The sequence below is a fragment of the Roseovarius sp. AK1035 genome, assembly GCF_003288315.1.
Lineage (GTDB): Bacteria > Pseudomonadota > Alphaproteobacteria > Rhodobacterales > Rhodobacteraceae > Roseovarius > Roseovarius mucosus_A.
In genome coordinates, this window is the sequence record NZ_CP030099.1 from 218,217 (window position 1) to 244,088 (window position 25,872).

25 protein-coding genes and 1 tRNA gene are annotated in these 25,872 nt (G+C 62.9%); 21 read left to right on the forward strand and 5 right to left on the reverse strand.

The annotated features are described in order from the left end of the window. Positions 1-52: 52 nt before the first annotated feature. Positions 53-919 (reverse strand): GAF domain-containing protein, encoded by an 867-nt coding sequence (locus tag RAK1035_RS01100; protein ID WP_008279028.1) that lies wholly within the window; start codon positions 917-919, stop codon positions 53-55. A 261-nt stretch (positions 920-1,180) separates the two neighbouring features. Between RAK1035_RS01100 and RAK1035_RS01105 the strand changes: the two genes are divergently transcribed. Then, a tRNA-Pro gene (locus tag RAK1035_RS01105) sits at positions 1,181-1,257 on the forward strand. 124 nt (positions 1,258-1,381) lie between these two features. On the opposite strand, the gene RAK1035_RS01110 is transcribed toward RAK1035_RS01105, so the two are convergent. The 3 genes from RAK1035_RS01110 to RAK1035_RS01120 all read right to left on the reverse strand — a co-directional run bounded on the left by RAK1035_RS01110 (position 1,382) and on the right by RAK1035_RS01120 (position 7,996). Continuing rightward, the gene (locus RAK1035_RS01110; RefSeq protein WP_008279029.1) at positions 1,382-3,733 is read right to left on the reverse strand and encodes a DUF6851 domain-containing protein; all 2,352 of its coding nucleotides are present in this window, start codon (positions 3,731-3,733) and stop codon (positions 1,382-1,384) included. A gap of 254 nt (positions 3,734-3,987) precedes the next feature. Beyond that, positions 3,988-6,753 (reverse strand): [protein-PII] uridylyltransferase, encoded by a 2,766-nt coding sequence (locus RAK1035_RS01115; protein ID WP_008279030.1) that lies wholly within the window; start codon positions 6,751-6,753, stop codon positions 3,988-3,990. A gap of 52 nt (positions 6,754-6,805) precedes the next feature. Then, positions 6,806-7,996: a penicillin-binding protein activator gene (locus RAK1035_RS01120; RefSeq protein ID WP_008279031.1), complete on the reverse strand. Its 1,191-nt coding sequence runs from the start codon at positions 7,994-7,996 to the stop codon at positions 6,806-6,808. A gap of 84 nt (positions 7,997-8,080) precedes the next feature. Between RAK1035_RS01120 and rsmI the strand changes: the two genes are divergently transcribed. From rsmI to RAK1035_RS01140, 4 genes are read left to right on the forward strand one after another with little or no spacing between them, the layout of a single operon-like run. Beyond that, positions 8,081-8,959: a 16S rRNA (cytidine(1402)-2'-O)-methyltransferase gene (rsmI, locus tag RAK1035_RS01125; protein ID WP_008279032.1), complete on the forward strand. Its 879-nt coding sequence runs from the start codon at positions 8,081-8,083 to the stop codon at positions 8,957-8,959. Between the two features lie 3 nt (positions 8,960-8,962). Continuing rightward, entirely contained in the window at positions 8,963-9,397 is a 435-nt protein-coding gene (locus tag RAK1035_RS01130; protein ID WP_008279033.1) for a YraN family protein, read from the forward strand. A gap of 58 nt (positions 9,398-9,455) precedes the next feature. Further along, positions 9,456-10,391 (forward strand): glutathione synthase, encoded by a 936-nt coding sequence (gene gshB, locus RAK1035_RS01135; RefSeq protein ID WP_008279034.1) that lies wholly within the window; start codon positions 9,456-9,458, stop codon positions 10,389-10,391. After that, complete coding sequence (locus tag RAK1035_RS01140; protein WP_008279035.1) at positions 10,388-11,266, forward strand: alpha/beta hydrolase fold domain-containing protein; 879 nt, start codon at positions 10,388-10,390, stop codon at positions 11,264-11,266. Before gshB ends, RAK1035_RS01140 begins: the two co-directional genes overlap by 4 nt. Here the strand turns inward: RAK1035_RS01140 and RAK1035_RS01145 are convergent. After that, positions 11,253-12,767, reverse strand: a complete 1,515-nt coding sequence (locus tag RAK1035_RS01145) for a YifB family Mg chelatase-like AAA ATPase (protein ID WP_008279036.1) — start codon at positions 12,765-12,767, stop codon at positions 11,253-11,255. The two genes, RAK1035_RS01140 and RAK1035_RS01145, sit on opposite strands and share 14 nt — an antisense overlap. Before the next feature lie 155 nt (positions 12,768-12,922). Between RAK1035_RS01145 and rpiA the strand changes: the two genes are divergently transcribed. From rpiA to RAK1035_RS01225, 16 genes are all read left to right on the forward strand, one after another. Next, a complete protein-coding gene (gene rpiA, locus RAK1035_RS01150) occupies positions 12,923-13,711 on the forward strand; it encodes a ribose-5-phosphate isomerase RpiA (protein ID WP_008279037.1) in 789 nt (262 codons plus the stop codon). Positions 13,712-13,718: 7 nt separating this feature from the next. After that, positions 13,719-15,080 (forward strand): glutathione-disulfide reductase, encoded by a 1,362-nt coding sequence (gor, locus tag RAK1035_RS01155; RefSeq protein WP_008279038.1) that lies wholly within the window; start codon positions 13,719-13,721, stop codon positions 15,078-15,080. A 69-nt stretch (positions 15,081-15,149) separates the two neighbouring features. After that, the gene (gene hflK / locus RAK1035_RS01160; protein ID WP_008279039.1) at positions 15,150-16,301 is read left to right on the forward strand and encodes an FtsH protease activity modulator HflK; all 1,152 of its coding nucleotides are present in this window, start codon (positions 15,150-15,152) and stop codon (positions 16,299-16,301) included. Positions 16,302-16,305: 4 nt separating this feature from the next. Next, the gene (gene hflC, locus RAK1035_RS01165; RefSeq protein ID WP_008279040.1) at positions 16,306-17,175 is read left to right on the forward strand and encodes a protease modulator HflC; all 870 of its coding nucleotides are present in this window, start codon (positions 16,306-16,308) and stop codon (positions 17,173-17,175) included. Continuing rightward, the gene (locus RAK1035_RS01170; RefSeq protein WP_008279041.1) at positions 17,175-17,372 is read left to right on the forward strand and encodes a DUF2065 domain-containing protein; all 198 of its coding nucleotides are present in this window, start codon (positions 17,175-17,177) and stop codon (positions 17,370-17,372) included. The genes hflC and RAK1035_RS01170 overlap by 1 nt, the downstream gene beginning before the upstream one ends. A 195-nt stretch (positions 17,373-17,567) precedes the next feature. Continuing rightward, positions 17,568-18,980 carry a Do family serine endopeptidase gene (locus RAK1035_RS01175; protein WP_008279042.1) on the forward strand — a complete coding sequence of 471 codons (1,413 nt, stop codon included), beginning with the start codon at positions 17,568-17,570 and terminating at the stop codon, positions 18,978-18,980. Between the two features lie 142 nt (positions 18,981-19,122). Further along, complete coding sequence (locus RAK1035_RS01180) at positions 19,123-20,367, forward strand: flagellar hook-length control protein FliK (protein ID WP_008279043.1); 1,245 nt, start codon at positions 19,123-19,125, stop codon at positions 20,365-20,367. 8 nt (positions 20,368-20,375) lie between these two features. After that, a complete protein-coding gene (locus tag RAK1035_RS01185; protein ID WP_008279044.1) occupies positions 20,376-20,951 on the forward strand; it encodes a flagellar basal body-associated FliL family protein in 576 nt (191 codons plus the stop codon). Between the two features lie 8 nt (positions 20,952-20,959). Beyond that, on the forward strand, positions 20,960-21,937 hold the full coding sequence (fliM, locus tag RAK1035_RS01190) for a flagellar motor switch protein FliM (protein WP_008279045.1): 978 nt from the start codon (positions 20,960-20,962) through the stop codon (positions 21,935-21,937). Positions 21,938-21,953: 16 nt separating this feature from the next. Continuing rightward, the gene (gene fliN, locus RAK1035_RS01195) at positions 21,954-22,262 is read left to right on the forward strand and encodes a flagellar motor switch protein FliN (protein ID WP_008279046.1); all 309 of its coding nucleotides are present in this window, start codon (positions 21,954-21,956) and stop codon (positions 22,260-22,262) included. A gap of 81 nt (positions 22,263-22,343) precedes the next feature. Further along, complete coding sequence (locus RAK1035_RS01200) at positions 22,344-22,616, forward strand: hypothetical protein (RefSeq protein ID WP_008279047.1); 273 nt, start codon at positions 22,344-22,346, stop codon at positions 22,614-22,616. Further along, on the forward strand, positions 22,613-23,353 hold the full coding sequence (fliP, locus tag RAK1035_RS01205) for a flagellar type III secretion system pore protein FliP (protein ID WP_008279048.1): 741 nt from the start codon (positions 22,613-22,615) through the stop codon (positions 23,351-23,353). Before RAK1035_RS01200 ends, fliP begins: the two co-directional genes overlap by 4 nt. A gap of 3 nt (positions 23,354-23,356) precedes the next feature. After that, complete coding sequence (fliQ, locus tag RAK1035_RS01210; protein ID WP_008279049.1) at positions 23,357-23,623, forward strand: flagellar biosynthesis protein FliQ; 267 nt, start codon at positions 23,357-23,359, stop codon at positions 23,621-23,623. Between the two features lies 1 nt (position 23,624). Further along, positions 23,625-24,446, forward strand: coding sequence for a flagellar biosynthetic protein FliR (gene fliR / locus RAK1035_RS01215; protein ID WP_008279050.1), 822 nt, complete (start codon positions 23,625-23,627; stop codon positions 24,444-24,446). Beyond that, on the forward strand, positions 24,439-25,593 hold the full coding sequence (locus RAK1035_RS01220; RefSeq protein WP_008279051.1) for an EscU/YscU/HrcU family type III secretion system export apparatus switch protein: 1,155 nt from the start codon (positions 24,439-24,441) through the stop codon (positions 25,591-25,593). The genes fliR and RAK1035_RS01220 overlap by 8 nt, the downstream gene beginning before the upstream one ends. Continuing rightward, a complete protein-coding gene (locus tag RAK1035_RS01225) occupies positions 25,590-25,778 on the forward strand; it encodes a hypothetical protein (protein ID WP_008279052.1) in 189 nt (62 codons plus the stop codon). The genes RAK1035_RS01220 and RAK1035_RS01225 overlap by 4 nt, the downstream gene beginning before the upstream one ends. The last annotated feature ends 94 nt before the right edge of the window (positions 25,779-25,872 follow it).

Consider the following 25,872-nt stretch of genomic DNA (forward strand, 5'->3'; position numbering starts at 1 on the left):
CACCGGGGGGACGGGGCACCGGGATGCCCATCTGTCTCAGGACTGAGACACCTCAGTGCAGGTTTTCACCGATCCCCAGTCGTTTCATCCGGCGATAGAGCGTGGCGCGCCCGATCCCAAGCGCGCGCGCCGCCTCGGACACATTGCCAGAGGTACGGGCAAGGGCGCGAATCACCGCTGCCCGCTCGGCCCGCTCAAAGCCGCTGGGGCCCTCGTCGCGGCCAAAGATATCAGAGGCGGGGATGGGTCGGATCGGGCCGATGGCCCCCAGATTGAACGCCTTGCGCGCGGCGCGGGTGGCCCCCACGACGATGTCATCGGCATCGACCGCGAGCAGCATCGCGGCCTCGGTCTCGTCATGGTCGGCATAAAGGATGCGGGCGCGCGGATGGGCGGCGCGGAAATTGTCGGCCTCGATCTGGCGGGCGGTCTGGGCCACCATCGCGGCGATGAGGCGGTTGAACGCCTCGGTCTGGTCGGAACGGGCAGACGAGACATCGAGCGCACCGATGATGCGCCCATCCGCGCCATAGATCGGCGCGTCCATACAGCTCATGGCGGTGTTTCGCGCCAGAAAATGCTCATCGCGGTGGATGATGACGCGGCGATCCTCGGCGAGGCAGGTGCCGATGCCGTTGGTGCCCTCGGACGCCTCGGACCAGTCAGCCCCCTGCCAGAGGCCCCAATCCTGAAAGATCGCGGCATCCCCTTGCGCACAGCGCTGATCGAGCACGACGCCCTCGGCATCGGTCAAAAGCACAGCGCAGCCCGAATGGCCGACAAGGCCAAAAAGCTGGTCGAGTTTGGGGGCGGCGACCTGCAGGAATTGCGCCTGCGCGCCTTGGCGCGTCGCCAGATCGCTGGCCTCGACACGCCCCGGCGCGCGGCGTTCGGCCGGGTCCAGACCATGCTTGAGCATCGAGCGCCGCCACGACGCCGCGATCCGCGACCGTGCGGGCGCAGAGGCGGAGTGTGAGTCCTCAAGAACCTTGTCGATATGGGTGCGGCGGTGGGTGATCTGGCAGGCTCCGGTGATATCCGTTGTGGTGGAATAGCCCTTTAGACGCCGCAGCTCCCTGCCCTGTCAATCCGACCTTCGGACCAGTCAGGCAGGGCGGGCGAAAGGCCGTGAAACCCCTTGCAATGCCCCGCCACGCGGTATAATCGCCTGTCTCACGGTCGGGCTGTAGCGCAGCCTGGTAGCGCACCTGCTTCGGGAGCAGGGGGTCGGAGGTTCGAATCCTCTCAGCCCGACCAGTGATAGTCCCCAAACGACAGCCGCATGAAAAAGGCCCCTTTCGGGGCCTTTGGTTTGTTTGCTTTGGTCCGCGTTTCGCCGGATCAAAAGGGGGCAGCCTGCGCCGCCCCCCCGTGCCCATGATCAGAGGAACGTAAAGCTGTCGAGCGTCAGATCCGCTGCCAGCACGCCCACGAAGAGGACGCCGTTATCATTGACGGTGAACTGCGCACCTTGGTCCGTATCGACAATGCCAAGGGCGTCAAGGTAGCCCTGAAGGCCGTTGCCGCCGTTGTCGAGGCCATCAACGCGGATAAAGACGGTATCTACGCCCGCCTCGAAATCGGTGATGTTTTCGAAACTGCCCGCGACAAATTCGTTGAACACGAAGACATCTGCGCCCTCGCCGCCCGACATGATGTCGTTGCCAGCACCGCCATTGATCGTGTCATCCCCTGCGCCGCCGAGGATGAAGTCATTCCGCCCGCCACCAGCGATAAAGTCATTCCCGTCACTGCCGAAGAGATCGTCATCGCCTTCGCCGCCGCCGATCACGTCATCGCCCGCGCCGCCCTCGATCGTATCCCGGCCTGCGCCGCCGCCAATCACGTCATCGCCAGCGCCCGCGTCAATGCTGTCGCTGCCAAAGCTGCCAGAGATCGAGTCATTGTCCGCACCACCGTTGAGCGTGTCATCGCCAGCACCGCCGCTGATCAGGTCATTGCCATCACCGCCTTCGACGATGTCATTGCCTTGGCCCGCGCCGATCACGTCATCGCCAGCACCGCCGTCGATCGTATCATCGCCCAAGCCGCCGCCGATGCGGTCATTGCCAGCCTCACCGAGCACGACATCATTGCCAGCGCTGGCCGCCAGAACGTCATCACCAGAGCCGCCTTCGATCGTGTCATCTCCGGCGCCGCCGGCAACGCTGTCATTGCCAGCGCCCGCCAGTGCAAGCTCGCCAGCATCGGACAATGTGGTCAGAGACGACCCGCCGTTCGAGAAGAGAGCACTCCAACGCTCTTGGGCGCTGGCCGCAACCTGCTCGCCCACTTGGAGACCGAACAAGTTACCGTCCTGAATGTGGATGCCCCCAAAGATACGCGATTGTCCCGCCTCTTGGGCTGCCTCGCTCAGGGTGTTCCAACGCAGGACGATGGGATCACCGCCGTCGGCGCGATCTTCGAAGGTCAGCTCGGAGGTGATGAATTCGCCAATCAGGTCCGCACCTGCGACACCGTCGAGATCATAGTTGCTGACGCTGGTGCCATCGTAATAGACATCGCTGCCCAGATAGGCGGCCAAGGTCCGCGCGGCGGCTGTCGAGAAGGTCGAGTGGCCTGAAACGAATTCGGGGAACGGCGGTGTGGGCGCCGTTACGTTCTGATACGGCAGCCATTCCTGACCAAGGATGGTTTGTGTGCCCTGGTTCGGACCACCCCATGCCTGAACTTCCTGATCAAAGAACAGATCACGAATAGCCGAATAGGGGCGGATGTAGGTATAGGTATACTTCGCCTCCCATGTCGCGATCCCGGCATCGAAAATGGCCGTGCTGAGCGCAAAGAACATCTCAGCGTCCTGCGCATTGCCATGGCCATCGCGCAGTGCAAGATCCTGTGCAATCTGGAACCAGTGACCCGGAGGGGTTTCGCCGCGCGGGCCATTCGCCCAGTATTCGGCAATCAGCTTTTGCTCGTCGGTCAGGTTGGCAGAGATTTCAAGCACCTCGGTGACCTGATCGCGATAGGCCTGATCGCCTGTCGTCACATTGCCAAGCCCGTCGACATATTCGGAAAAGTCGCCCAATTGCGGCGGTGCAGGCGGACGGAACTGATCGTTCGAGTCGAGCGCAAAGCTGTCAACGCCGCCCCAATGCGGGGTCAGCGCGCGTTGATCCTTGAACGTGCTGGGATCGTCATTGTCGAAAATCGGAATGCCATTGTCATCGGTCAGCGTGCCATTGGGCTCGCGCAGCGGCTGCCACTGATTGGGATCGAAATTCTCGCCACCGGGCGCGCGATCCGAGGTCGGATCGGCCTCGTTCACCGGCACGAAGCCCGTGGTATCGGCAAATCCGTTCGCCGCGTTCGAGCCGTCATTGGCACGGGCGGCGAACACGTTTTGCGCGGCCAGATTGCCAAGACCGGCCGCGGTGTCCGGATCGGTCGAGACATTGGCAGGATCATAGCCCAATTCGACAAGGAAGGCCTCGAAATCAGCAGCGCGGGCCGGATGAAGCTGGCTCATCACCGTGAAAGCGGCATAGCTGATCGCTTCGGCGAGGTTGGCATCGTTATTCTCAAGCGAGGTTTCGATGTCAGAGTAATGACCAGAGGCCGACGGTGCCAAGGCAGCGTAGGCGTCATAAATCGCAGCATTTGCAAGGTGCAGTTGGTAGGTGGTCGGTGTCGGGGCTGGTCCCCCTTCGCGGATTACTTGAAGCTGAAGCTCATTCCACTGAGCGACGACAGATTGTTGAATAGGTTCCATGAATTGTTCCTGTTGGTCAAAAGGGAGCCATCACTGTTCACATAAATTGACGGTGGGTAACGTTTGCGTGTAAATCCGATCCAGATCAAGACCTTTGTAAAAAGGGCCCTGTAGCGAGGCAGAATGCCCTCGATTTCAGCCGTGACGTTGCACAGACGCTGAGCAGCCACCCCCTATAACGAGCAGTCACCGCGCGACATATGATGTAAAGTTGTGGGGGCACGTATCCCTGCCAGAGAGAGTCGCAATGCCCCTCAGGCTGAGGCGCGCTCGACCCCTTCTTCGATTGCGGCGCGCAGTTTGCGTTCAAGCGCGGCGCGCTTGCTGTCTGAGTGGAATTTCAGCCCGAACATATCCTTGACATAAAACGTATCGACCACCTGTTCGCCAAAGGTCGCGATCACGGCAGAGGCGATATAGACGTTGTTGGCGGCCAAGGTCCGCGTGAGATCGTAGAGCAGGCCGGGGCGGTCGCGGGTATCCACCTCGATGATCGTATAGATTTCAGAGCCATCGTTATCAAAGGTGATATGGGTGGGCACGCGAAAGGCGCGCTCGCGCTTTTTGAGCTTGTCGCGGGATTTGATTGCCTCGCGGGGAACCACCTCGCCCTTGAGGGTCTTTTGGATCATGTTGCGCAGGCGCGGCAGGCGGTCGGCCTCAAAGGGGTGGCCATCGGCGTCCTGTATCCAGAAGACTGCGGTGGCAAAGCCATCCTTGGACGTATAGGTGCGCGCGTCCACCACATTGGCCCCGACCAGCGCCAAGGCCCCTGCCAGACGCGAAAAGATACCCGGATGATCGGCCAGCGCGAAACAGGCGCGGGTGGCATCGCGATCCTCGTCAATCGCCAGATCAATGGCAATCTCATCCTCGGTCAGATTGTGCAGCAGGCGGGCAAAGACCACATGCGCGGTAACATGCAGCCCCTGCCAATAGGGCGGATAATGGCGCGAGGTCTCATGCTTGAGGTCCTTGGCATCCCAATCCGGCAGCGCCTCGCGCAGGTTGCGCTTGGCATCCGAGCCGCGCTGTTCGCGGTTGAGATCTTCAAGCCCGCCTTCCATGGCGCGGCGGGTCTGGCGGTAAAGGGCGCGCAAGAGCGACGCCTTCCAATTGTTCCAGGTGCCGGGGCCGACGCCGCGAATATCGCAGACCGTCAGCAAGAGCAGCAGGTCAAGCCGTTCGCGGGTTTGCACCGCCTTGGCAAAATCGCGCACGGTGCGGGGATCGGCGATATCGCGTTTCTGCGCCATGTCAGACATCAGAAGGTGATAGCGCACCAGCCATTCAACGGTATCCACCTCGCGCGGTTTCAACCCCAGACGCGGCCCGACACGGCGGGCGATGCGCGCGCCAAGGATGGCGTGATCCTCTTCACGGCCCTTGCCGATGTCATGCAGGAGGAGCGCCACATAGAGCACGCGGCGGTTGATCCCTTCTTTGAGAATTGACGAGGACACCGGCAATTCCTCGATCAGCTCGCGCCGCTCGATCTGGGCCAAGTGGCTGATACATTGGATGATATGCTCATCCACCGTGTAATGGTGATACATATTGAACTGCATCATCGCGACGATGGGTTCAAATTCCGGGATAAAGGCCGAGAGCACGCCCAATTCGTTCATACGCCTGAGCGCGCGTTCCGGGTTGCCATGTTTCAGCAGCAGGTCGAGAAAAAGCTTTTGCGCGGCCGGGTCATTGCGCATGCTCTCGTCGATCAGCCGGATATTGGCCGAAACCAGCAGCATCGCATCGGGATGGATCAAGAGGCCGGTGCGCAGCGCCTCTTCGAACAAGCGCAAAAGATTGAGCGGGTCGGTAAGAAAGCTTTTGGGATCGGCGATACCAAGGCGGCCGTGCACCTCGACATAGCCCTCTTTCAGGGTCTTGCGGCGGCGCAGAAGGCGTTGCAAGAGCGGCTCAGACTTGATCTGCGTCGCCTCAAGCTTGGTCAGGAAAATCCGCGTGAGATCGCCGACGGCAGTGGCGTGGCGAAAATAGTCCTGCATGAAGATTTCCACCCCACGCCGGGCGGCGGTATCCTTGTAGCCCATGCGCTGCGCCACCTCGACCTGCATGTCAAAGGTGAGCTGGTCATTGGGCCGCCCGATGATCAGATGCAGATGGCACCGCACCGCCCAAAGAAAATTCTCGGCCTTGGAAAAGGTGGCGAATTCTTCGGGCGTGAACATGCCCAAGGCCACCAGTTCGCTTACGTCACGAACACGGTGCAGGTATTTGGCGATCCAGAACAGCGATTGCAGGTCGCGCAATCCGCCCTTGCCCTCTTTGACATTGGGCTCGACCATATAGCGCTCGCCCTGCTTTTCATGGCGCGCGTCGCGTTCCGCGAGCTTGGCCTCGGTAAAGGCGCGCTCCGAGCCTTTGAAGAGGTCATTCCAGAGGCGCTGGTTGAGCTTTTCGGCCAGATCCGCCTCGCCCGCGAGAAAGCGGTTTTCGAGCAGCGCTGTGCGGATCGTGTAATCCTCGCCACCAAGGCGCAAACAATCCCGGATGGTCCGGCTGGAATGCCCGACCTTGAGCCGCAGATCCCACAGCATGTAGAGCATGGATTCAATCACGCTCTCGGCCCAGGGGGTGATCTTGTAGGGCGTGAGAAACAACAGATCGACATCGGAATGCGGTGCCATCTCGCCGCGACCATAGCCGCCCACGGCAAAGACGGCGATGCGCTCGGCCTCGGTCGGGTTGGGCAGCGGGTGCATGACACGGGTGGCCACATCAAGCGTGGTCAGGATCACACAATCCGTGAGCCAGCAATAGGAGCGGGTGGCGGGACGCGCGGCAAACGGCTGTGCCGCCAGCCCCTCAGCGATCGCATCGCGGCCTTGGGTGATCCGTGTGCTGAGGCAGGCCACAACCCCACGCCGAAGCGCGCCCATGTCTGGCCCCGCCTCGGCCACGGCCCGCGCGATCTCGGCCGCAACGGCGGGAATGTCGAAAATCGTTTCGGCAGGACAGATCAGATCATCCCGCGCCGTGATGAGTTGAATCATGTCCGACGTTTCGCACCCTCGTCAGAGGTTGGTGCCATGATGCGCATTGGGATCAAAATCCGGCCCCGCCAAAGCTTTGGGGGGCGGGGGACAGGATCGTCACGCGCCGGTCGCGGATCGTGGCCACGGCCAGACCGCGCTCGTTGCTGCCATCGGGGCGGAACCGGAAAACACCGCTGACGCCCTGAAACCCGGCCGATTGGGTTAGCGCCGCGCGGCCCAAAGCCTCGCGGTTGCCGGATTTGACCAAGGCCCCGACCGCAGCAATGCCATCATAGGACAGGCTTGCAATGGGATGGGGGACATTGCCATAGGCGGCGCTGAATCGCTGGGTGAACTGGCTTGCACGGGCCGGGTCCGGTAGGGCGAACCACCCGCCCTGCACCCCCGGCAGATCAAGCGTCTGCGGCGGGGTATCCCAACGCGACAGGCCAATATACTGCACCCGGTCCGGGCCAAGCCCGTTTTCAGGCAACATTTGGGTAAAGAGCGGCAGGGCCCCCGCGGAATTCGCCGTGAGGAAAATCGCATCGGCAGCGTTGGTTTCGGCGGCAGTCTTGATCTTGGGGATGGCGTCAATCACGCCCTCTTGCGAGAATTCATAGCCCACGCTGCCCGCCAAGGTCGCGCCATTGTCGCGCACCGCCTGCTCAATGGCTGTGCGGCCAAGCTGACCCGCGAGATTGTCGGAATAGACCGCCATGATGCGGGATTTCTGTTGCCGGGTGGCAAAATCCGCAAGCCGGTTGGCCGTATTCTGAAAGGTCTGCCCAAGGATGAAAAGATTTCCGCCCGCAATGGTCGGATTGTTGGAAAAGGCCAGCACGTTGATGTTGCGCGGGGCCATGGCGACCGCCACGGCATTGGCCGATTCGGCATGGAGCGGCCCGATGATGATCCGCGCGCCGTCAGCGGCGGCATTGAGCGCGGCCTGCTGCGCCTGTCCGGCTTGACCAGCGGTGCCATAGACGCGCAGGTCGATCTGCACGCCTGCAAGGTCCGCAACCGCCAACCGCGCCGCGTTTTCAAGATCGCGCGCCAACTGCGCCTCTTGCGCATCCGCACTGCCATGCGGCACGAGCAAGGCCACCGGCACCGGCCCCGAAGGTGCCGTGCCGCCACCACCGGGCGCGGCCACCGACACAGGCTGACAGGCGGCCAAGACGAGTGCTGCAAGCATCAGGAAAGGCCGAAGCGCCAGGGTGGCGACCGACTTGCGGATGATGTGTAAAACGGCGAACATGCGTATCTCTCACTCCCTTGTTGCGCTTTGCCCTTGGCCAGACGCGATTGCGGACAATCATAACGGTCATATGGAGCGGGTCCAGTGGTGAATCCCAAACAGCAGAAACTGGCCGGTGGTCTCTACCTCATCGCCACACCGATCGGCACCGCGCGCGACATCACGCTGCGCGCGCTCGACATCCTCGCCTCGGCGGATGTGCTGGTGGCCGAAGATACGCGCAGCCTGCGGCGGCTGATGGAGATTCACGGCGTGCGGCTCGATGACCGCCCGCTCTGGCCCTATCACGACCACAACGGCGGGCAGATGCGGCCACGGATTCTGGCGGCGCTCGAGGCTGGGCAATCGGTGGTCTACGCCTCGGAGGCGGGGACGCCAATGGTGGCAGACCCCGGATTCGATCTGGGCCGCGCGGCGGTCGCGGCGGGGTTTGACCTTGTCTCGGCCCCCGGCCCTTCGGCAGTGATCACGGCGCTGACGCTGGCGGGCCTGCCCACGGATCGCTTTCTCTTTGCAGGGTTCCTGCCCAACACCGCCTCCAAGCGCAAGACGGTGCTCAAGCAGCTGGCAAGCGTGCCCGCAACGCTGGTGTTTTACGAATCGCCCAAGCGGGTGGCGGCGATGCTGCGCGATGCGGCCGACGTGTTGGGCGGTGCGCGCGCAGCGGCGGTCTGCCGCGAGTTGACCAAGAAATTCGAGGAGGTCCGGCGCGGCACACTCAATGAATTGGCCCTGATCTGGGCCGATGCGCCGCCAAAAGGCGAAATTGTCGTGATTATTGATCGTGGCGGTTCGGAGAAAATTAAGGAAGTTGATTTAGACCGTATGGTGCTTGATGCGCTCAAGGGGCACTCTGTGCGCGATGCGGCGGATCTGGTGGCGGCGGACACGGGCATGCCCCGGCGCGAGATTTATCAACGGGCGCTCTCTTTGGCAAAGAGCGGAGATTCAGAGGCGGATTGAGAGATGCGGCAACTGGCATTTGATTTTGAGGCGATTGGCGGGGCGGCGATTGTGGTGGCCCCGCTAGTCTTGCGCCGTCAGGATCGGGGGCGGCGCGCCTATCTCTCGGGTCGGGCGGCGGAGGCCGGTGTTTTGCGCGCCTACGAACGGCGGGGCGTGACAGCATTGCACCAACGCTGGCGCGGGCAAAGTGGCGAGATCGACATGATCCTGCGCGCGCCCGATACGTATGTCTTCTGCGAGGTCAAGCAGGCGGCCAGCTTTGATCTGGCCATCGAGCGGCTGCACCAAGGCCAGATGCGGCGCATTCACGCCGCCGCGTCGGAATATCTGGGCCTTTTGCCCGAGGGGCAATTGGCCTCTGTTCGTTTTGATCTGGGGATCGTGGATGGCCGGGGCAATGTGCGCATTCTTGAGAATGCCTTTGGTCATTTCTGAATTGCGCGCCCCGCGCTCTTGCCGCATGTAGGCAGGAGACGGTGAAAAGGGGCAGGATATGAAAATCGCCTTTCAGATGGACCCGATCGGGCCGATCAATATCAACGGAGACAGCACCTTTCGCATCGCGGAAGAGGCGCAGGCGCGCGGCTATGAGCTGTTTTACTACACGCCCGACCGGCTGGCCTATGACGAGGGGCGGGTGACGGCGCGGGGCTGGCCCCTGACCGTGCAACGGGTGCAGGGCGATCATTTTCGGCTGGGCACAGAGCAAACAGTCGATCTGAGCACCTTCGATGTGGTCTGGCTGCGCCAAGACCCGCCGTTCGATATGTTCTACATCACCACAACCCATATCCTGCAACGGCTGAGTCCCGGCACACTGGTGGCAAATGATCCGTTCTGGGTGCGCAACTATCCTGAAAAGCTGCTGATTCTCGATTTCCCGCAACTCATGCCGCCTACGGCGATTGCCCGCGATCTCGAGACGATCCGCGCCTTTCGCGCACGGCATGGCGATGTGATCCTCAAGCCGCTTTACGGCAACGGCGGCGCGGGCGTGTTCCACCTGCCCGAGAGCGACCGCAACCTTGCCAGCCTGCATGAGATGTTCACCGGATTCAGCCGCGAGCCGCTCATCGTGCAAAAATACCTGCCCGCCGTCAGCAAGGGCGACAAACGGGTGATTCTGGTGGATGGCGAACCCATCGGGGCCATCAACCGCGTGCCCGCGCAGGGCGAGACGCGCTCGAACATGCATGTGGGCGGGCGCGCGGAAAAGGTCGAGCTGACCGCCCGCGACCGCGAGATTTGCGCCACCATCGGGCCGCTTTTGCGCGAGAAGGGGCAGATATTCGTCGGCATCGACGTGATCGGCGACTATCTCACCGAGATCAACGTGACCTCGCCCACCGGCCTGCAAGAGCTGGAGCGGTTTGACGGCACCAATGGTGCCGGGCTGATCTGGGATGCGATCGCGACACGGCGGGGATGAGCTGGCAGCTGCGCCTCTTGAACCGCCAGTTGCGCTGGTTCGAGAAGCCGGCGCTGGCGCGCCATGACAAGGACCGCCTCCGGCGGTCCTTTGCGTTCAAATCGCGGCTTTATTTTCATGCCCCCTTTGGCAGTTCCTTTCTGCGTGACACCCTTGATGGGGTGCCGGTGCAATGGGCGCGGGCCCGCGCTGCGCGACCTGCGCCCGTGATCCTCTATTTCCATGGCGGGGCCTATGTCTTTGGCACCTCGAGCACGCATCGGGCGATGCTGGCCAAGCTCTCGGCGCTGACCGGGCTGCCCGCCTGCTTGCCCGATTACCGGCTGGCCCCCGAGCATCCTTTTCCGGCGCAGATCGCGGATGCGCTGGCCGCATACCGCGCGCTGAGGGCCAAGCAGGAGGTGATCATCGGTGGCGATAGCGCGGGCGGCGGGCTGGCGCTCGCGCTCTTGCATGAAATCCTTGCACAGGGTCTTGCCCCGCCCTTGGGCGTCTTTGCCTTTTCGCCCCTTACCGATGTGACCTATTCCGGCGCGTCCGTCACCGAGAATGCCGCGCGCGACTGCGTGCTATCGGCCAGCCGGGTCGGCGAGATGCTGGAGATGTTCTTACGCGGGCAAGACCCGCGCGACCCGCGCGCCTCGCCGCTTTTTGGTGTGTTCAGCGGCGCGCCGCCCGTGTGGATGACCGTGGGCGACACCGAGATCCTGCGCGATGATACGCTGCGGATGCAGGCCGCGCTGGTGGCGCAGGGGGTGCAGTGCACACTCACCGTCGCGCCCGATCATCCGCATGTCTGGCCAATTTTCCACAATGTCCTGCCCGAGGCGCGCAGCACCCTGCGCGATCTGGCCGCCTGGATCAGCTCTCTTTGACCCCGGCGATGCGAAAACTGACCGCTTCGGCCACATGCGGCAGGCGCACCTGATCAGAGCCGTCAAGATCGGCGATGGTGCGCGCCACCCGCAACACCCGGTGATAGCCCCGCGCCGTAAGCCCGAAGCGGCTGGCAACGCGCGTGACAAGGGCGCGCCCCTCGGCGTCCGGCGTGGCGACATCATCGAGCACCGCCCCTTCGGCATCGGCGTTGAGGCGCATATGGGCGTGGCCCGCATAGCGCGCGGCCTGCACTGCGCGCGCGGCGGCCACGCGCCCTGCGACCGTGGCCGAGACATCTCCGGATGCGGGCAAATCAAGGTCGCTAAAGGCCACGGGCGGCACCTCGATCCGCAGATCAAAGCGGTCCATCAGCGGGCCGGAAATGCGGCCAATATACTCCTCGCCGCAGTTGGGCGCGCGCGAACAGGCGCGGGCGGGATCAGAGAGATAGCCGCATTTGCACGGGTTGGCCGCCGCCACCAGCATGAACCGGCAAGGATATTTCACATGCGCATTGGCGCGGGCAACCATGACCTCGCCGGTCTCGATCGGTTGGCGCAGGGTTTCCAGCACGGTGCGGGGAAATTCGGGAAACTCATCCATGAAGAGCACGCCATTATGCGCAAGGCTGATCTCGCCCGGCTTGGCACTGCGCCCGCCGCCGACGATGGCGGCCATCGAGGCGGTGTGATGCGGCTCGCGGAAGGGGCGCGCGCGGTTGATGCCCCCCTCTGACAATAGGCCCGCAAGCGAATGGATCATCGAGGTTTCCAGCGCCTCGGGGGCCGACAGCGGTGGCAGGATACCGGGCAGACGCGCGGCCAGCATGGATTTGCCAGATCCCGGCGTGCCGATCATCATCAGGTGGTGCCGCCCAGCGGCGGCAATTTCCAGCGCGCGTTTGGCGCGTTCCTGCCCTTTGACGTCGCGCAAGTCGCGGCCCTGTGGCGGTGCGATCACCTCGCCGGGGTCCGAGGCGGGGATCGGGGCCTGTCCGGTATAGTGCCGCACCACATCCGAGAGCGAGGCAGCGGCGATCACCTGCACCGCACCGACCCAAGCCGCCTCGGGGCCGCAGGATTTGGGGCAAAGCAGGATACGGTGTTCCTCGGCGGCGGCCATGGCGGCGGGCAACGCGCCGATCACCGCGATAAGCGTGCCATCAAGGGATAACTCGCCCAGTGCCGTTGTCCCCTCGGCCGCATCATGCGGGATGATTTCAAGTGCTGCCAAAAGGGCGAGCGCGATGGGCAGGTCAAAATGACTGCCCTCTTTCGGCATATCGGCGGGCGAGAGATTGATGGTGATGCGCCGCGACGGCAGGGCGATGGCCATTGCCGAGAGTGCCGCGCGCACCCGGTCGCGCGCCTCGGACACCGCCTTGTCGGGCAGGCCCACGAGGGAAAAGGCGGGGACACCGGGCGTGATGGCGCATTGCACCTCGACGGTCTTGGCCTCGACCCCTTCAAAGGCCACGGTATAGGCGCGCGCGACCATGTGGTTCCCTATGCTTCTAACAAGGTTAATGCGTAGCGCGGCAGAGGTTTAAGAATGGTTAACGCTGGCTGCCCTTTGAAACCGGGCGAATTCGGTCTCGCACCTGCGCGGCATCTCTCTTATAACCCCTGCGAAACAGTCTGGGAGTCGCTGCCATGACCGGAGAATTGTCGCCGATTGACAAGGCCAAATTCGTTGCCGCCAAGCGGTCGGTGGATTTCGTCGAGGACGGGATGCGCGTGGGCCTTGGCACCGGATCAACCGCCGCGTGGATGGTCCGCTGTCTGGGAGAGTTGGTGCGCGAGGGCGGCTTGCGCATACGGGGCGTGCCGACATCGACGCGCACGGCGGAACTGGCGCGTGAGGTGGGGATCGAGGTTATCAGCCTGGATGAGGCGAAATGGCTCGACCTTACAATTGACGGGGCCGATGAATTTGACAGCAATCTCAATCTGATCAAGGGCGGCGGCGGCGCGCTCTTGCAAGAAAAGATCGTGGCGACAGCCTCTGACCAGATGATCGTGATCGCCGATGTCGGCAAGGAGGTCGAGACGCTGGGCGCCTTCCCCCTGCCGGTCGAGGTGATCCCCTTTGGCTGGCAGACGACGAAATCGCTGGTCGAGGAACTCTTGATCAATATGGATGTGCTGGGGCGCGATGCCACGCTGCGGATGAATGGCGCGCGGCCCTTCATCACCGATGAGGGCAATTATATTCTCGATCTGCATCTGGGGCGGATTGGGGCCGCGCATCAACTCTCGATGGCGCTCAATCAGATGCCGGGGGTGGTTGAAAACGGGCTTTTCCTCGATATCTGCGATGTGGTCATTCTTGGCTATGGCGATGGCCGTGTGGAAACCCGCGACATCAACGAAGGCACCGTGGAGGAAGACCGGCTCGACTTTGTCGAGACCGACAATCTCTTTCGTGATCTGACGGATTGAGGGGACGATGATGAGCGAATTCGACTACGATCTTTTCGTGATCGGCGGCGGGTCTGGCGGCGTGCGCGCGGCGCGGGTGGCGGCACAGGGCGGCGCGCGCGTCGCCTTGGCCGAAGAAGATCGCTATGGCGGCACCTGCGTTATTCGCGGCTGTGTGCCCAAGAAACTGATGGTCTTTGCCTCGGAATATCGCGGGGCTATGGCCGATGCGCAGGCCTATGGCTGGACAGTGCATGCGGGCGGGTTCGATTGGGTCACCTTCCGCGACAAGCTGCATACCGAGTTGGACCGGCTCGAAGGGGTCTATCGCGGCATTCTGAAAAACAACGGGGTCGAGACTTATGATAGCCGGGCGCGCCTTGTTGATCCGCATACGGTGGAACTGGCCGACGGCAAGCGGCTGAGCGCCAAACATATCCTCATCGCCACCGGCGGGCGGCCCGTGAAACCCGATCTGCCGGGGGCGGAGCATGCGATCACAAGCAATGAGATCTTTCATCTAGAGCGGCTGCCCAAGTCGATCCTGATCGTCGGCGGCGGCTATATCGCGTGTGAATTCGCCTGTATTCTCAACGGTTTGGGGGTCAAGGTCACGCAGTTCTATCGCGGCGCGCAAATTCTGCGCGGCTTTGACGAAGAGGCGCGCGGGCTGGTCTCGGACGAGATGATCGCCTCGGGGATCACCCTGCATCTGGGCACCAATATCGAGACGATGGAGCCCGTCGACGGCGGCTATCGCGTGACCGGCACCAATGGCAGCGAGGCGGTGTTTGAACAGGTGATGTTCGCAACCGGGCGCGCGCCCAACACGGAAAATCTGGGGCTTGAGGCCGCAGGCGTGTCCGTGGGCCGCAAGGGCGAGATTGTCGTGGATGCCTATAGCCAGACCGGCGTGCCCTCGGTCTATGCGATTGGCGATGTGACCGACCGTGTGAACCTCACACCGGTGGCCATCCGCGAAGGCATGGCCTTTGTGGAAACGGTGTTCAACGGCAACCCGACGCCGGTGGACCATGATCTGATCCCCACCGCGATTTTCACTCAACCCGAGATGGGCACCGTGGGCCTGAGCGAAGAAGCCGCGCGCGAGCAAGAGCCGATCGAGGTCTATGCCACCTCGTTCCGGCCCATGCAGACGGCCTTTGCCGGGCGACCCGACCGGGTGTTGATGAAACTGATCGTAAGCCAGGCCACCCGCAAGGTGCTGGGGTGTCATATCGTCGCTCCGGGTGCGGGCGAGATGATCCAAATGGCGGGGATCGCCGTCAAGATGGGCGCGACAAAAGAAGACTTCGACCGCACCGTAGCGGTGCATCCGACCATGTCGGAAGAGCTTGTAACGATGAAAACGCCTGTGCGCACCGCTTGATTTTTCGCCTGTGCTGCACAGGTTGTGAAACGGGCCGGGAACGGCAGGACAACAAGGGAAGACAAACGTATGGCTGGAAACTCTGGCGGCCCATGGGGCGGCGGCGGAAATTCGGGCGGCGGCGGCGATGACCGCGACCGCAATGGTGGGGGTGGCAGGCGTCCCCCAGAGGGAGGACCGCAGCTGCCCGAAATCGACGAGTTGGTGCGCAAGGGTCAGGATCAGCTTCGGGTTCTCATGGGGGGGCGCGGCGGCGGCAACAAGGGTGGCGGCACCGGCGGCGACGGTGGGCCGCAGTTCGGCAAAGGCACGATTGGCCTTGCGGCTTTGGGTGCTGTGGCGCTCTGGGTCTTTGCCAGCGTCTACACGGTCAAACCCGAAGAGCAATCGGTCGAGCTCTTCTTGGGGGCCTATTACAAGACAGGCAATCCCGGTCTGAACTTTGCCCCATGGCCCATTGTGACGGCTGAAATCGTCAATGTGACCTCGGAACGGACCGAGGATATCGGTCGCAGCACTGGCGGGCGTGAAGGCGGCCTGATGCTGACCACCGATGCCAATATCGTCGATATCGGCTTTCAGGTGGTTTGGAACATCTCCGATCCCGCCAAGCTGCTCTTTAACATCCGCGATCCGCAACTGACGGTGCAGGCGGTGTCGGAATCCGTGATGCGCGAGATCATCGCCGCGTCCAATCTGGCCCCCATCCTCAACCGGGATCGTGGGATCATCGCAGACACGGCCATGCGCAACATCCAAGAAGCGCTAGACGAATATGAAAGCGGTATTCAGGTGGTGCGGGTCAACCTCGACAAGGCCGATCCGCCGCGCGAGGTGATCGACAGCTTCCGCGAAGTGCAGGCCGCTGAACAAGAACGCGATCGTTTGCAACGGCAGGCGGATGCCTATGCCAACCGGGCGCTGGCAGAAGCGCGCGGTCAAGCCGCCCAGATCCTAGAGGATTCAGAGGGCTACCGCGCCCGCGTCGTCAACGAGGCACAGGGTGACGCGAGCCGCTTCACCTCGGTTCTCGAAGAATACGCCAAGGCACCGGATGTGACGCGCAAACGTCTTTATATCGAGACAATGGAGCGGGTTCTTGGCGGGATCGACAAGACCATTCTCGACAGTTCCATCGTCGGCAGCGAAGGCGGCAACGGGGTTGTGCCCTATCTGCCGCTGAACGAACTGCGCCGCTCTACGACAGAACAGGGGAACTAAGATCATGACCAAATTTCTAATCCCTCTTGTGGTCGTTCTGGGCTTTTTGGGTCTCTCTTCGGTCTTTGTGGTCGATGAGCGCGAAAAGGTTCTGGTGCTGCAATTCGGCCAGATCAAATCCGTCAAGGAAGAACCGGGCCTCTCCTTCAAGATCCCCTTCATTCAGGAGGTGGTGCGCTATGATGACCGTATCCTGTCGCTCGATACCGACACCATCGAGGTGACGCCGTCGGATGACCGCCGTCTTGTGGTCGATGCCTTTGCGCGTTACCGCATCCGCGACGCGGTGCAGTTCCGTCAGGCCGTCGGCGTGGGCGGGGTGCGTCTGGCCGAGGATCGTCTGTCATCCATTCTCAACGCGCAGATCCGCGAAGTTCTGGGTGCCGATCAGGTGACGTCCGATACGATCCTGTCCGAAGATCGCCGCGAATTGATGCGCCGCATCCAGCGACAGGCACAGACCAGTGCGGCGGGCCTTGGCCTTGACGTGGTGGATGTGCGGCTCAAGCAGACCAACCTGCCCGAGCAGAACCTCGAGGCGACGTTTGCCCGGATGCGCGCCGAGCGCGAGCGGGAAGCCGCCGACGAGATCGCCCGTGGTAACGAGGCCGCACAGCGCGTGCGCGCCCTTGCCGACCGGACCGTGACCGAGACGCTCTCGGATGCCGAGCGTGAAGCGCAGGTGATCCGAGGCGAGGCCGACGCCGAACGCAACGCGATCTTTGCCGAGGCTTTCGGTGCCGACCCCGAGTTCTTTGCCTTCTACCGCTCGCTCGAAGCCTATGAAAAGGCGTTGCAAGGCAACAATTCTTCGATGGTAATGACACCGGACAGCGAATTCTTTGACTATCTCAAGTCGGGAAGCGCGCCATAATGCTCGAAACCGCGCTTCTTGCGTTGGGACTGGTGCTGATTGTGGAGGGGCTGGTCTATGCACTGGCCCCTTCGCTTATTGAACAGATGCTTGTGGCTCTGTCGGCGCTGCCCGTCGAGGCGCGGCGCCTCATGGGGGCGATTGCGCTGGTGCTGGGGCTGATCCTTGTCTGGGCGGCCAAGACGCTTGGCGCTTGATCTTGGGCCGCCAAAACGGTCACATGGATGTGAATTGATCCCGCAAACTTTGCGATCCGGCAAAGACCACCTACATTCCAGTGCAAGAGGGCGCGCGTGCCGCCCGATGCACGAACCAAAGGAGACATTGGTGTGAACACCCAAACGATTTCCACAACACGATCCCTGCCCACCGGCCTGCGGGCTCTTTGGGTCATGGCCCTGATGGTCGGGCTGTTGATCGCTCAGGCAATGGCCGCCTCAGCACGGCCCGACAGCTTTGCCGATCTTGCGGACAAAATCAGCCCGGCGGTGGTGAACATCACAACGTCAACCGTGGTCGAACGGGGCACCGGCCCCTCGCCCATCGTGCCCGAAGGCTCGCCTTTCGAAGACTTCTTCGAGCAGTTCCGCGACCGTCTGGGCGAAGGTGACCGGCCACAGCGTTCCTCAGCGCTTGGGTCCGGCTTTGTGATTTCCGAAGATGGGTTTGTGGTCACGAACAACCACGTGATCGAAAGCGCGGATGAAATCATCATCGAATTCTTTTCCGGTGAAACCCTTGCCGCCGAGGTGATCGGCACCGATCCCAAGACCGATATCGCCCTGCTCAAGGTCAAGGCGGATAAACCGCTGCCCTTCGTCAGCTTTGGCGACAGTGACACCGCCCGCGTGGGCGATTGGGTGCTGGCCATGGGCAACCCGCTGGGTCAGGGGTTCTCGCTGTCTGCGGGCATCGTTTCGGCGCGCAACCGCGCGCTCAGCGGCACCTATGACGACTTTATTCAGACCGACGCGGCCATCAACCGGGGCAACTCGGGCGGGCCGCTCTTTAATCTCGACGGTCAGGTCGTGGGCGTGAACACCGCCATCCTCAGCCCCACCGGCGGCTCGATCGGTATCGGTTTCTCCATGGCCTCGAATGTGGTCAAGCGCGTGGTCGATCAATTGCAGGAATTCGGGGAAACGCGGCGCGGCTGGTTGGGCGTACGGATTCAGGACGTCACAGCCGATGTGGCCGAGGCGATGGGGCTTGAGAAAGCCGCCGGTGCCCTTGTGACGGATGTACCCGAAGGCCCCGCAGCCGATGCCGGCATGCTGGCCGGTGACGTGATCACGTCCTTTGACGGGCAGGATGTGTCCGACACCCGCAGCCTTGTGCGCACCGTGGGCAATACCGAGGTGGGCAAGACCGTGCGCGTCGTGGTCTTCCGCGAGGGCAAAACAACCACGCTCAAGATCACATTGGGCCGCCGCGAAGAGGCCGAAGGTGCCATTCCCGTGGCCCAGCCCGGCGAGGAGGCCACACCCGAGGCACCCGTAGAAAAGACCATTTTGGGCCTCACGCTGACCCCGCTCAGTGACGAGCTGCGCGCGCAGCTTGAGCTGGACAATTCGGCAACGGGCCTTGTCGTGGTGAATATCGACGAGCTGTCCGAGGCCTACGAAAAAGGTCTGCGGGCGGGCGATGTGATCACCGAGGCTGGACAGCAAAAAGTGGCCAGCATCTCTGATCTTGACGACCGCATCGCCGAGGCCAAAGAGGCCGGGCGCAAATCCCTGCTGATGCTGGTGCGCAGCGGTGGCGATCCGCGGTTCGTGGCGCTTTCGATCGAAGATAACAAGTAAACGCCCCTGACCAAGGGCCGCAAAGGCACCCCGATCCGGGGTGCCTTTTTCATTGCGCCGGGCGCATATCGTCTGGCCGCGCCCAGCCTGCGCTTGGCATGATGCTTGCACCTTCTGGAGTGACCCCCAGACGGAGCCCGGCATGATCGCCCCGGTATTGACCAGCCTTCCCAACCCCGCTGCCACGGCCCCGGCCCGTGGTGCGACGGCGCTTGGCCAAGGCGCTGGCGAGCCAAACCAAGGCTTTTCCGCCCTTTTGGACGCAGCACAGGCCCCGGCGCAGCCCCCCGCGCAGCTTTCCACTCTAGGCCTTGGGCCGATCACGCCGGGCCCCACGCCTGCTGTCGCAGCGCCCGTGCCCACAGCGCCTATGCCCACGCCCGTGGCAAATCCGGCGGGCGTGCCCATCGGCGATTTCCAACCGCCTCGGATCACCATCGAGGCCGTCCCACCCCAACCAGACAGCGCCCCCGAGGCGCAGATCACACCCGAGGATATACCCCTGTCCGAAGCCGCCTCTGCGCAGGGGGCAACGGATCACCTGCCCATCGCCACGCCAGCCCCCGAACCGGGCGCAGTCCCGCCCGTTGCAGCGCAGGTCGCACAAGCGGTCTCGGAGCCCGACATCGCCGACACAGCAGAGCCCACCGAAAGCATGGACCCCCCGGAAACCGCCGAAGCACCGCCACTCGCCGCGCCTGCCTTGCCCATCGCGGCCCCCCTGATGCCCGCGCCGCCGCCCACAGCGCCCGCAGGCAACACCGCACCCGCCACAGCCGCGCTCAGCGCCGATCCCGCCCCGCTTGCCCCCGCTGAACCCAGCGGAGCCGCGCCCATGGCCACAGCAGACGCCACGCCCATGGCCGCCCCACAAGCCGCGCTGCAAACCGCCACCCTTGCCCCCCTGACCAGCGCCCCGCTGCCCCAAACCCTCGATCTTGCAGCCCCCAACTGGCCCGAACAGATGGTGCAGGACATTCAGCAGGGCATCAGCGCAGATATCGACACTCTGACCCTCACGCTCACCCCCGAGCGTCTTGGCCCGCTGCAAATCCGGCTAGAAACTCAGGACGGTGTGACCCATGTGCATATCGTTACCGAAAGCCCCGAAGCCGCCCGCGCCATGGCCGAGGCCCAGCCTCGTCTGGCCGAGGCCATGGCCCGCGCCGGGCTTGAGATGGGCAGCCAATCCACCACAACGACGACGGGCGGCTCAGGCGGCGCGGCGGGCTTTGGCACCACGGGCGGCGATGCCAACCCGCGTGGCAATGGCCAGCCCGGCACCGAACCGGGCCTGTCGCAGGATGCCACCGCTCACGATGACAGCTCCTCACACCCGCTTTCCCCGCGCGCGCCTGCGCGCTCTTCCATTGACCTGATCGCCTGAGGTTTCCCATGGCCGATGCCGCACTCCCCAATCTCGATGCCCGCCCCAAGGGTGGCTTTCTCAAGAAGATGCTTGTCTGGCTTTTGATGGCGCTCCTTCTGGGGGGCGGCGGCTTTGGGGCGGGTTTCTACCTGTCTGGCGGGGCGCTGTCGCCGTCGCAAGAGGTGTTGCGCCTGCTCGAATTGGAAACCGCCGCAGCCGAGGCCGCGGGCGAGGCCGAGGCTGGCCCCAAGCGCATCCCCAAGGAAATGCCCGAGGCCCCCGTCTTCGAGACCCGCTATCACGAGTTTCCCGATCCACTGACCACCAATCTCAAGGGCTCGCGCCGGTTCCTCCAGATTGGTGTTGGCGTTTCGACCCAATATGACGAGAGCGTCATCGCGCATATCGAAACCCACGCCATGGCCCTGCGCTCTGATATGCTCGCTGTGATTTCAGGTTTTGCCGAAGAGGATGTCGAAGGCACCGCCGGACGCGAGGCCCTGGCCCTGGCCCTCAAAAATGCGATCAACGCCCGGCTCGAAGCCCTCGAAGGGTTCGGCGGCATCGAGGGCGTCTTCTTTCCCTCCTTTGTCCTGCAATAGGTCGCCCCATGGCCCGCAACACCACCAGTGCCACCCACAAGCTTAGCTCGAACGAGGTCGCAGCCCTTGTCGACGGCCTGCTCGACATGGAGAAAGAGCAGACCCACGGCACCGAAAGCGTCAAGCGCTACAAATTCGGCTCTGACAACCTGTCGATCATGGGCGATTACCACGGGTTGCGCATGGTCAACGAACGCTTTTGTCGTCTGGCGCGGCCCGTGTTCCTGCCGTTCCTGCGGATGCACCCGCGCATCTCTGCCTTTCCACCCGAGGTCAAAAGCTTTTCGCATTACTGCGACGAGTTGGAGAATTTTGTCAGCCTGACCACCGCCCGCGTCGATGCGCTGCGCAGCAATCAGTTGATCATGCTGCCGCCCAATTTCGTATCCTTGCTGACCAATGCCTATTACGGCGGCAATATCGCCTATCTGCCGGGAGGCCGCGCCGAGTTTACCGCCAGCGAGACGCGGGTGATCGAAATCGTGACCAAGGGCATCTACCGCGCGCTCGAGGCCGCGTGGCGCGATCTGATCCCGCTCGATTTCGCCAATCCGGTGCATGAGGATAATCTGCAATTCGCCACCTTTGTCGAAAGCGAAGAAAAGGTGGTCTGCTGCTCTTTCATCATCCAGCTGCCCGAGGCCGATCCGGCGACGCTGGATCTTATTTACCCGCTTCAGGCGCTCAAGCCCATTGCCGCGCGCCTGCGCTCGCGGATGCAGTCGGATCAAGTGGCCGATGACCTGCGCTGGCGCAGCCGCCTACGCGAGGCGGTGATGGCTGTGCCGCTCAATGTCACGGCGCGTCTGGCCGAACCCAATGTGCCCATCAGCGCCCTGACCGGGCTGCGCCCCGGTCGTGTCGTGCCGGTTGATCTGACGCTGCGCCCGCAATTGCTGGTCGAAGGCACACCGCTCTTTGACGCCGAACCGGGCGCGCAGAATGGCCGCGCCGCGCTCTCGCTTACCCGCCGTATCGAACCCTGACCCCAAGGACCCCGCCATGACCAATGATGCGACCCCCCCGACCGACCAGCCCGACACCAGCCTGACCAACGTGGACCTTGGCCTTTTGGCCAATGTCCGTGTCAGCATGACCGTCGAGGTGGGCAATACCCAAATCACGCTGCAAGACCTCTTGCGCCTCAACGAAGGCTCGGTGGTGGAACTCGACCGCATGGCGGGCGACCCGCTCGACATTCTGGTCAACGGCACCCCCATCGCCAAGGGCGAGGTGGTCGTGGTGGGCGAGAAATTCGGCATCCGCTTTGGCGATATCGTCGATCCCCGGCAACGGATCGAAACCGTCTGACACCCTACCCCTTTGCGTGGCACGAAACCTGCACGGGTTGATCAACTGACCCTTGATCAACCTTTGCAGGAGAATACCCCCGTGGATGTCTTGACCCCTGACCGCATCCTGACCATTGCGGGCTTTCTGGGCGTGCTCGTGCTGGTCTGGGCCGTGATCCGCCATAAACGCGCACCGCTCGCCGCCCGTCTGGCAACCGGTCGCAAACTGGAACTGACCGAGACGCTCAATCTGGGCGGCGACAGCCGCGCGCTCTTGCTCAAGGCCGAAGGGCAAACCGTGCTGGTGGTGATGGGCCGCAGCTCGGGCACCGCTCTGACCCTACTGGCACAAAACGAGGGGGCCGCAGCATGAGCCGCCTTCTTCCGCTTCTGATCCTTGCCCTTCTGCTGCCTGCGCCGGTTCTGGCGCAACAGGGCCTGCCCGCAATCACCCTCTCGGATGAGAACGGCACGACCTATTCGCTCTCACTGCAAATTCTGGCGCTGATGACGGCGCTTACGGTGCTGCCGTCGCTGGTGCTGGGCATGACCGCCTTTACCCGGATCATCATCGTGCTGTCGATCCTGCGGCAAGCCATGGGCACGATGCAGACACCACCCAATCAGGTGCTCATCGCCATCGCGCTTTTTTTGTCGTTCTTCGTGATGCAGCCAGTGCTGACAGAGGTGTATGACACCGCGCTCAGCCCCTATCTCGATGGGCAGATGGCCCCGGATGTGGCGGTGCGGCTGGCCTGGGACAAGCTGTCAGGCTTCATGCTGGCCAATACCCGGCAGAACGACCTTTTGATGTTCGCGGAACTGGCGGGCGATGCCCCCTATGCCAGCGACGCCGAAGTCCCGGTGGCCGTGCTCTTGCCCGCCTATATCACTTCGGAACTCAAGACCGCGTTCCAGATCGGCTTTCTGCTGTTCCTGCCCTTTCTGGTGATCGACATGGTGATCGCCTCGATCCTGATGGCACTCGGCATGATGATGCTCTCTCCGATGATCGTGTCACTGCCCTTCAAACTGCTGTTGTTCGTGCTGGTCGATGGCTGGGCCCTGACCATGGGCTCGCTTGCCTCCAGCTTTCAAGGAGCGCTCTGAGCCATGGATTTCGACGCCAATATCGAACATTTGCGCATGGCCTACTGGAATATCCTGCTGACAGCAGGCCCGGTCCTGCTGGTGGCGCTCGCCGTGGGCCTTGTGATCGGCATCCTTCAGGCGGCCACCTCGATCAACGAGGCAACACTCAGCTTTGTGCCGAAAATGGCCATCGTGATCGTAACCATGGCGCTCATGTCGGGCTTCATGCTCAGCACGATGACCGATTATTTCACCCATGTCTTCGACGCCATCGCGACGATGCACTAGGATGCTGCCCGAATTCGCCCCCTCTGCCACCGGTTTGCCGGGTCTGGAACTCACGCAGTTGACGGGGCTCGCGCTGCAATTTCTGTTCGCCATGCTGCGCATCGGTGCCTTTGTCCTTTCGGCCCCGCTCTTTGCGGCGCGGTTCATCTCGTTGCCGGTGCGGATCATCATTTCGGTCTGCCTGACGGTGCCACTGATGGGTCAGGTGCCGATCCCCGAACCCGATGCGCTCTCCAGCCTCTCCAGCGTGGTTATCGCCCTGCGTGAACTGGCGATCGGGCTCTCGGCAGGGATGGTGCTGCAAATCCTCTTTGCCGCCGCCGTCATGGCCGGCGACCGCATCGCCAATACCGCCGGTCTGGGCCTTGCGGCGCAGGTCGATCCCACCAGCGGCTCGCAATCGCCGGTCATTGGCCAGTTCTTTATGCTGTTTCTCTTGGCCATTTTCGTGACCGAGGACGGCCATCTTGCCGCCATCCGCCTGATGCTCGACAGCTATCGCCTTATTCCCATCGGCACGCCCATCGCGGGCACGGTGCTGATCGACGCAAGCATGGAGGCGACCACAGCGATGTTTCGCAACGCGGCCCAGTTGATGATGCCCGTCGTCTCGGTGCTGTTGCTGCTGAACCTCGTGATCGGGGTGATCACCCGCTCGGCCCCCTCGCTCAATCTTTTTGCCTTTGGCTTTCCGCTGACGATGACCGCCACGCTGGTCTTGCTTTTTCTCACCGTCACCAGCCTTGGCCCCGCCCTGTCGGAACGGGTGGCACAGGCCTTGCAGCATCTGATGGAGATGTTGAACGGATTACCCAATGGCTGACGCAGACGACGGACAGGAAAAAACCGAAGAGCCAACCCAGAAACGCCGCCAAGAGGCGCGCGAAGAGGGGCGGATCACCACCTCTACCGAGGTCTTCGTGCTGGTCACGCTGGGCATGGGCGCGCTTATCCTCAGCGCCGGACAATGGGCGCTGCCGGGGCTGGCCGGGCTTTGGGCAACAGGGCTGGTGATCGACGGGGCGCAATCGCTCGACGCGATGATGATTGGGCACACGCGCGATATGATGCTCTGGATGCTGGCCGCTGGGCCCGGACTGGGCCTGCCGCTGCTGGCGGCTGTGCTCATGGCGCAATCGGCCATGGGTGGCCTCAATTTCGCGCCCAAGGCACTAGGCTTCAAACCCGAGAAAATGAACCCCATGACCGGGCTGGGGCGGATGGTGTCGATGAAGGCGCTGGTCGATCTGCTCAAGGCGGTGCTCAAGGTCACGCTCTTGCTTGCGGCGGGTGTGCTGATGCTCTACCCGCTTTTGCCTGCGCTTGGCAGCTCTTCGGCGCTGGCACCCGGCGATGCAATGGTGCTCTTTGGCACGGCGATGCTGCGGGTGCTGGGCGGGCTGCTCCTTGGCCTTGTGGTGATCGCAGCACTTGATCTTGGCTGGCAAATCCACTCCAACACAAAATCCATGCGCATGTCGCGGCAGGACATCAAGGACGAATCCAAGGAATCCGAAGGCTCGCCCGAGCAAAAAGGTGCGATGCGCCGCCGCCAGATGCAGGCCTCGCGCCGCGCGTCAGAGCGCAAGGCATTGGCCGATGTGCCGATGGCCACCGCCATCATCACCAACCCCACCCATTTCGCCATCGCCCTGCGTTACGAGCCGGGCACCGATACCGCACCGCGCATCCTTGCCATGGGCAAGGGACCAATGGCGCAGGCTGTGATCCGCCGGGGCCGCCGCGCGGGTGTCACTACATTGCAAGTGCCGCCACTGGCGCGCGCCCTTTACTTTACAGGGGCCATTGGCCGGGAAATTCCCGATGTGCTCTTTGCCGCCGTGGCTGTGATCCTTGCGCATGTGTGGCGTCTGGAACAGGGGCAACCCGCCCCCATGCCCGATGTCGACCTGCCCCCCGACCTGACCCTTGACGAATTTGGCCGCCCCCTCAGATGGAGAAATCAATGACTGAGCGCCCCCGCTCCACCGGAGAAATGATCTCGACCCTTTGCTTCATTGGCGTGGGTCTCTGGTCTCTGGGCACCGCCCTAGAGGCCCCTCAGCCCAAGGCCGCGCTGCTGCTGCTTTGTGCCGCCGCCTGCTTTTTAGGCGCAGCACGCCATCCCATCGCCCGACGGCTTGACCGCCGATAGAGGGCAGTCACCACAGGATTTCGCCCCCTTCCCAAGACAAATCGCAACACTTGACGACAGATTTCCCCAACCTGCACCGAAACTATTGAACTTC

Coding starts and splice junctions, on each gene's coding strand:
- RAK1035_RS01100 (WP_008279028.1), bottom strand. CDS start 919: ATGCTCAAGCATGGTCTGGACCCGGCCGAACGCCGCGCGCCGGGGCGT.
- RAK1035_RS01110 (WP_008279029.1), bottom strand. CDS start 3,733: ATGGAACCTATTCAACAATCTGTCGTCGCTCAGTGGAATGAGCTTCAG.
- RAK1035_RS01115 (WP_008279030.1), bottom strand. CDS start 6,753: ATGATTCAACTCATCACGGCGCGGGATGATCTGATCTGTCCTGCCGAA.
- RAK1035_RS01120 (WP_008279031.1), bottom strand. CDS start 7,996: ATGTTCGCCGTTTTACACATCATCCGCAAGTCGGTCGCCACCCTGGCG.
- RAK1035_RS01130 (WP_008279033.1), top strand. CDS start 8,963: ATGCGGCAACTGGCATTTGATTTTGAGGCGATTGGCGGGGCGGCGATT.
- gshB (WP_008279034.1), top strand. CDS start 9,456: ATGAAAATCGCCTTTCAGATGGACCCGATCGGGCCGATCAATATCAAC.
- RAK1035_RS01140 (WP_008279035.1), top strand. CDS start 10,388: ATGAGCTGGCAGCTGCGCCTCTTGAACCGCCAGTTGCGCTGGTTCGAG.
- RAK1035_RS01145 (WP_008279036.1), bottom strand. CDS start 12,767: ATGGTCGCGCGCGCCTATACCGTGGCCTTTGAAGGGGTCGAGGCCAAG.
- rpiA (WP_008279037.1), top strand. CDS start 12,923: ATGACCGGAGAATTGTCGCCGATTGACAAGGCCAAATTCGTTGCCGCC.
- gor (WP_008279038.1), top strand. CDS start 13,719: ATGATGAGCGAATTCGACTACGATCTTTTCGTGATCGGCGGCGGGTCT.
- hflK (WP_008279039.1), top strand. CDS start 15,150: ATGGCTGGAAACTCTGGCGGCCCATGGGGCGGCGGCGGAAATTCGGGC.
- hflC (WP_008279040.1), top strand. CDS start 16,306: ATGACCAAATTTCTAATCCCTCTTGTGGTCGTTCTGGGCTTTTTGGGT.
- RAK1035_RS01170 (WP_008279041.1), top strand. CDS start 17,175: ATGCTCGAAACCGCGCTTCTTGCGTTGGGACTGGTGCTGATTGTGGAG.
- RAK1035_RS01175 (WP_008279042.1), top strand. CDS start 17,568: ATGGCCCTGATGGTCGGGCTGTTGATCGCTCAGGCAATGGCCGCCTCA.
- RAK1035_RS01180 (WP_008279043.1), top strand. CDS start 19,123: ATGATCGCCCCGGTATTGACCAGCCTTCCCAACCCCGCTGCCACGGCC.
- RAK1035_RS01185 (WP_008279044.1), top strand. CDS start 20,376: ATGGCCGATGCCGCACTCCCCAATCTCGATGCCCGCCCCAAGGGTGGC.
- fliM (WP_008279045.1), top strand. CDS start 20,960: ATGGCCCGCAACACCACCAGTGCCACCCACAAGCTTAGCTCGAACGAG.
- fliN (WP_008279046.1), top strand. CDS start 21,954: ATGACCAATGATGCGACCCCCCCGACCGACCAGCCCGACACCAGCCTG.
- fliP (WP_008279048.1), top strand. CDS start 22,613: ATGAGCCGCCTTCTTCCGCTTCTGATCCTTGCCCTTCTGCTGCCTGCG.
- fliQ (WP_008279049.1), top strand. CDS start 23,357: ATGGATTTCGACGCCAATATCGAACATTTGCGCATGGCCTACTGGAAT.
- fliR (WP_008279050.1), top strand. CDS start 23,625: ATGCTGCCCGAATTCGCCCCCTCTGCCACCGGTTTGCCGGGTCTGGAA.
- RAK1035_RS01220 (WP_008279051.1), top strand. CDS start 24,439: ATGGCTGACGCAGACGACGGACAGGAAAAAACCGAAGAGCCAACCCAG.
- RAK1035_RS01225 (WP_008279052.1), top strand. CDS start 25,590: ATGACTGAGCGCCCCCGCTCCACCGGAGAAATGATCTCGACCCTTTGC.